General features: G+C 60.4%; 3 pseudogenes. 1 reads left to right on the top strand and 2 read right to left on the bottom strand.

Annotated elements, in window-relative coordinates:
* Positions 1-118 (bottom strand): annotated as a pseudogene (locus tag VIG90_RS17385) (IS5/IS1182 family transposase); the annotation flags it as partial.
* 274 nt (positions 119-392) lie between these two features.
* Positions 393-1,547 (bottom strand): annotated as a pseudogene (locus VIG90_RS17380) (IS701 family transposase); the annotation flags it as partial.
* Positions 1,548-1,668: 121 nt separating this feature from the next.
* Between VIG90_RS17380 and VIG90_RS17375 the strand changes: the two are divergent.
* A pseudogene (locus VIG90_RS17375) lies at positions 1,669-1,797 on the top strand (IS630 family transposase); the annotation flags it as partial.

The following is a 1,797-nucleotide window of genomic DNA, read 5'->3' as shown; positions in this document are numbered from 1 at the left end:
GAATGCCATTGATCACCCGACGGTCGTCTACGCGTGCAACACCGCGCGGCTTGTTGGGAAGCAAGGGTTCAATGATTGCCCATTCCCTGTCCGTCAGTTCGTATCGCCGCCGCGCCATCTGCCTCTCCTTTACAGGAAGGCTGTTGAATCACGCTGGCGTCCGGAACTCAACCAAGTTTATGAGTTTGCGCCCTAGCATTACAGTTGCACCCTTCGTCTGAGATGGGCTGCTCGGGCTGCCATCTGATGGGCGCGTCGCCAGGTTGACCAAGCGATGACAAAGCTTGGTTCAATCCTGTTTTGGTCCAATCGGGAGGCGACGCGGCGGATTTCCTGCACCGACCAGCGGACGAACTCCGGCTCTGCGCAGCCCCTTTTTTCCGGCCCCCGGTCGGCCGCTCATTTGCCCGGCGGCGAACTGCCGCCAGCATGGCAAAGGCCAGCATAACGAGCGAGACGTGCCGGTGCCAGCCATGCCAGCTTCGCGTTTCATTATGGTCGAGGCCGAGTTCAGTCTTGTTCGTCTCAAAGGCATCCTCAATGGCCCAGCGGGCACCTTCAACCCTGGCCAGAGTTTCGACCGGTGTGCCGGCGGGAGACCAGGTCGTAAAGAAGGCCAGGTTCTGGTCGGACAAGCTGCGGCGGATCAGCAGCCCGCGCGTCCAGAGGCCAGGGACGTCCGCGCCGAATTCGGCCGCCGTGAGGGTGGCGAGTTCGAGATGAACCCAGTCGTACCACCTCTCTCCCTTGGTGCCGGATCCTGCTGATAAACGCTGCCAGCAGGAAGGCTCCAGCCTCTGTGCAATGTCCGCAGCGGTGTCTGACACCGACATCCCCGTATTCCAGGACCAGATCTGATGGCTGCCTGTCACGCCTAGAACATAGCCTTTCCCCAGGCGCCGGAGCAGCATCTCGATCTCACCAACGCCATAGACACTGTCGCCACTGACCCAGGAGAAAGGCACACTGGCGGCCGCCGCCCGGCTGATCATCTTGACGGCCAGCGCCGGCTTGGTGGCAAACGTCACCTCCTCCGGCACGTGGACTCCAGCACGCCGCCGCTTATCCGCAGCCCAGTCCTTGGGCAGATAAAGCTGGCGGTCAATCAAAGCATGGCCATGATTTGAGACGTAAGCGGCAAAGACACCGATCTGGCAGTTGGTGATCTTGCCGGCAGAGCCGGTATACTGGCGCGCAACGCCGCACGAGGCCTTGCCCTGCTTCAAAAAGCCGGTCTCATCGATGACCAGGACAGCTTCCGGCGATCCCAGCGTCTCAACCACATACTCGCGCACAACATCGCGCAAAGCGCCGGCATCCCAATGGCTACGCCCCAGCACGGCCTGCTGACGCCACGGCCCTGCATCGCCTGCCGCTTCCGCCCGCATCCAGCCCGTTTTGCGACGTTCTGGACCTACCAGACTGTCCAGGAACGCTGCGGCGGACTCCGCCACGCTTGGATGCCCGAACAGCGGACGAAGCCGTGCCTTACCCTCGCGCAGGGTTGAGGACCAAAGATCCAGCATTGTTTCGACAGATGCAGCCATTGCCGCCTCCCATCCTCACAGACAGAAGACATAGGAACTCAAGGGTGCAACTGTAATGCTAGTCATCTGGAACTGAAGTTCCTGTCATTGATTCTTCCTCCTGCACAGAGGGAGAGAAGTGATGGCTGGCTACCGGGGGCGCCCAACAGATCCGTTGATGTTGAGCGAGGAAGAGCGCAGTTATTTGATTGGTCAGATCCGCAAGCATCGTGTTGCCCGATCTTTTTCCGAGCGATGCCGGATTATTCTG

Source organism: Pedomonas sp., from assembly GCF_036515995.1.
Lineage (GTDB): Bacteria > Pseudomonadota > Alphaproteobacteria > Sphingomonadales > Sphingomonadaceae > Pedomonas.
Note: the sequence above shows the minus strand (reverse complement) of the source record. Positions and strands in the feature narration are given on the sequence as shown.